Source organism: Ruegeria sp. D6 (assembly GCF_056534365.1).
This window is the reverse complement of record NZ_JBQFPH010000013.1, coordinates 1-3,848: the sequence shown is the minus strand read 5'-3', so window position 1 is coordinate 3,848 and position 3,848 is coordinate 1. Positions and strand designations below refer to the sequence as shown.

The window sequence follows — 3,848 nt, the reverse complement described above, 5'->3', positions numbered from 1 at the left end:
CTGACATTTGAGCATTTGAAGGCTGAGGTTTCGTCTGGCGAGATTGATACGGTATTGGTTTGTCTGGTTGACATGCAGGGCCGTTTGATGGGGAAGCGGTTTCATGCGGGTCATTTTGTTGCGGGGGCGTGGGAAGAGACGCATTGCTGCAATTATCTGCTGGCGACGGATCTCGAGATGGGGACGCCGGATGGGTATGCGTCGACCAGTTGGGAGCGGGGCTATGGCGATTATGTGATGAAGCCGGATCTGAGCACGCTGCGTCCGGTGCCGTGGCTGGAAGGCACGGCGATGGTGATGTGCGATGTGCTGGATCATCACACGCATGAAGAAGTGCCACACGCGCCGCGCTCGATCCTGAAACGTCAGGTGAACCGGCTGAAGGCGATGGGCTATGACGCGATGTGCGCCACCGAGCTGGAGTTTTTCCTGTTCGAGAAAAGCTTTGATCAGATCCGCAAGGAAGGCTTTCGCGACCTTGAGCCGATCTCGGGGTACAACGAAGACTATCACATCCTTCAGACCACCAAGGAAGAGCATGTGATGCGCCCGATCCGCAACCATCTGTGGGATGCGGGGATACCGGTCGAGAACACGAAAGGTGAGGCCGAGACCGGGCAGGAAGAGCTGAACATCAAATATGCGCCTGCGATGGAGACGGCCGAGTATCACTCGATCGCCAAGAACGCGGTGAAAGAGATTGCCTGGCAGCATGGGCATGCCGCGACCTTCCTGCCGAAATGGCATCATGAGAAAGTGGGCAGTTCCAGCCACGTGCATCAGTCGCTCTGGTCCGAGGGGCGGCCGATCTTTTTCGACGAAAAAGATCCGCTCGGCATGTCGGATGTGATGAAAAGCTACATGGCGGGTCTTTTGAAATACGCCGCCGATTACACCTGTTTCATGGCGCCCTACATCAACAGCTACAAGCGGTTCATGAAGGGGACCTTTGCGCCGACGCGGATCATCTGGTCGGTGGACAACCGCACCGCCGGGTTCCGCCTGTGCGGTGACGGCACCAAGGCGGTGCGGGTGGAATGCCGTATCCCGGGCTCGGATATGAACCCCTATCTGGCGATGGCTGGGATGCTGGCGGCGGGGATCGCTGGGATCGAAGAAGGGCTGGAGTTGCAGCCGCCGACCACGGGCGACGTCTATCAGGGAGAGACGGGGATGATCCCGGGCAATCTGCGCGCGGCGCGGGATGCGCTGCATGGCTCGGCGATGTTGCGGGCTGCAATGGGAGATGACGTTGTCGATCACTATGCGCGCGCGGCCGAGGTTGAGATCGAAGAGTTTGAGCGCGTGGTGACCGATTGGGAAATTGCCCGCGGGTTCGAGCGGGCTTGAGAGGGTGAAAGCGAGGGGCCAGCCCCGTCGCCATTGGCGCTCGAACCAATGGCGCACCAATGGCGGCCCCCGAGATATTTATGGCCAGATGAAGCAGGGATCCTGCTCTCTTTAGAGATGGAGTGACTATGGGGCAGATGTTGCAATGTGTCTCGCCGATTGATGGGTCGGTTTTTGCCGAGCGCGAGGTTCTGTCGCGGGAGGCGGCGTTTGAGGTTGCGGGCCGGGCGCGGGCCGCACAGGCGGCTTGGGCGGCGCGGCCCTTGCGGGAGCGCATTGATCTCGTGATGGCGGGTGTGGCTGCTGTCGGCGCGATGAATGAGGAAATCGTGCCCGAATTGGCGCATATGATGGGTCGCCCGGTGCGCTATGGCGGTGAGTTTGGCGGCTTCAATGAGCGCGCAAGCCATATGGCCACGATTGCCGAAGAGGCGCTGGCTGATATCGCGGTGGGTGAGGATGAGACATTCAAGCGCTATATCAGGCGCATCCCGCATGGGGTGGTGTTTGTGGTGGCGCCGTGGAACTACCCCTATATGACGGCGATCAATACGGTGGCGCCTGCGCTGATCGCGGGTAATACGGTGATCCTGAAACACGCCACGCAGACCCTGCTGGTGGGCGAGCGTATGGCGCAGGCCTTCCATGCAGCGGGTGTGCCGGAAGACGTGTTCCAGAATGTCTTTCTGAGCCATGACGTGACCAACGATCTGATCGCGGGCAATGCGTTCGACTTCGTGAACTTCACCGGCTCGGTCGGCGGCGGCCAGGCGATGGAGCGCGCGGCGGCAGGCACCTTTACCGGCGTCGGGACTGAGCTGGGCGGCAAGGATCCGGGTTATGTGATGGACGATGCCGATCTGGAGGCGGCGGTTGAGACGCTGATCGACGGGGCAATGTTCAACGCGGGCCAGTGCTGCTGCGGGATCGAGCGGATTTATGTGCATGAAAGCCTGTATGACGACTTCGTCGCCAGGGCGGTGGAGATCGTGAAGGGCTATAAGCTGGGCAATCCGCTGGACGCTGAGACCACCATTGGCCCGATGGCCAATGTGCGCTTTGCCGATGAGGTGCGGGCGCAGATTGCCGAGGCGGTCGAGGCTGGTGCGGTGGCCCATATCGACATCTTCCCCGAGGATGATGGCGGCGCATATCTGACGCCGCAGATCCTGACCAATGTCACCCATGACATGCGGGTGATGCGGGATGAAAGCTTTGGTCCGGTAGTGGGCATCATGAAAGTGTCCACGGATGACGAGGCCACCCGGCTGATGAATGACAGCGCGTTTGGCCTGACGGCGAGCCTCTGGACCCGCGATCTGGACCGTGCTGCGCGGGTGGGCGACCAGATTGAGACGGGCACCGTCTTCATGAACCGCGCCGATTATCTGGATCCCGGCCTGTGCTGGACCGGCTGCAAGAATACCGGGCGCGGCGGCGGTCTCTCGGTCATTGGCTATCACAACCTGACACGTCCCAAATCCTATCACCTGAAAAAGGTCACGGGCTAAGGACGCCGGCCTGCCTCGGAATGACCCCCTCGCCGGGGCAGGCCTTTTGACACGAAGGAAAGCAAACATGTCACTTGTTGGAAACTGGTCTTATCCAACCGCAATCAAATTCGGGGCCGGGCGGATCAATGAATTGCCCGAAGCCTGTGCGGCGGCCGGCATGAAGAAACCGCTGCTGGTCACCGACAAGGGGCTGGCCGATCTGCCGATCACCACCGCGACGCTGGATATCATGGAGACCGCCGGTCTGGGCCGGGGTCTGTTCGCGGATGTGGACCCGAACCCCAATGAACAGAACCTCGAGGCCGGTGTTGCGGCCTATAACGCGGGCGGCCATGACGGGGTGATCGCTTTTGGCGGCGGCTCGGGGCTGGATCTGGGCAAGATGGTCGCCTTCATGTGTGGTCAGACGCGCCCGGTCTGGGACTTTGAGGATATCGGCGATTGGTGGACCCGAGCGGATGCCGATGCCATCGCGCCGATCATCGCCGTCCCCACAACTGCCGGGACCGGGTCCGAAGTGGGGCGCGCCAGCGTCATCACCAATTCTGAAACCCACGCCAAGAAGATCATCTTCCATCCCAAGGTGCTGCCGACCGTGGTGATCTGCGACCCCGAGCTGACGGTGGGCATGCCCAAGTTCATCACCGCAGGCACCGGTCTGGATGCGTTCGCGCATTGTGTCGAGGCGTTTAGCAGCCCGCATTACCACCCGATGTCTCAGGGCATCGCGCTGGAAGGGATGCGGCTGGTCAAGGACTACCTGCCACGTGCCTATGCGGACGGCACCGACATCGAAGCCCGCGCCCAGATGATGAGCGCGGCGGCGATGGGGGCCACCGCCTTCCAGAAAGGCCTGGGCGCCATCCACGCCATGAGCCACCCCGTCGGCGCGGTGTTCAACACCCACCACGGCACCACCAACGCGGTCTGCATGCCCGCCGTGCTCGAGTTCAACGCGCCAGTCATCGCCGACCGCTTCCAGCA

Annotated in this window: 3 protein-coding genes; all 3 read left to right on the top strand. The window is 61.5% G+C overall.

All coding sequences use genetic code 11. From position 1 onward, the window contains the following. Positions 1-1,350, top strand: a 1,350-nt coding sequence (locus tag ACR0A1_RS20510) for a glutamine synthetase family protein (RefSeq protein ID WP_480707755.1), incomplete at its 5' end; no start/stop codon positions are given. Positions 1,351-1,478: 128 nt separating this feature from the next. After that, positions 1,479-2,861, top strand: a complete 1,383-nt coding sequence (locus ACR0A1_RS20505; protein WP_480869046.1) for an aldehyde dehydrogenase family protein — start codon at positions 1,479-1,481, stop codon at positions 2,859-2,861. A gap of 67 nt (positions 2,862-2,928) precedes the next feature. Then, the coding region (locus tag ACR0A1_RS20500; protein ID WP_480869044.1) for an iron-containing alcohol dehydrogenase at positions 2,929-3,848 on the top strand (920 nt) is incomplete at its 3' end.

Excerpts from the sequence above, each read along its gene's own strand:
- ACR0A1_RS20505 (WP_480869046.1), top strand. The coding sequence starts at position 1,479 with ATGGGGCAGATGTTGCAATGTGTCTCGCCGATTGATGGGTCGGTTTTT.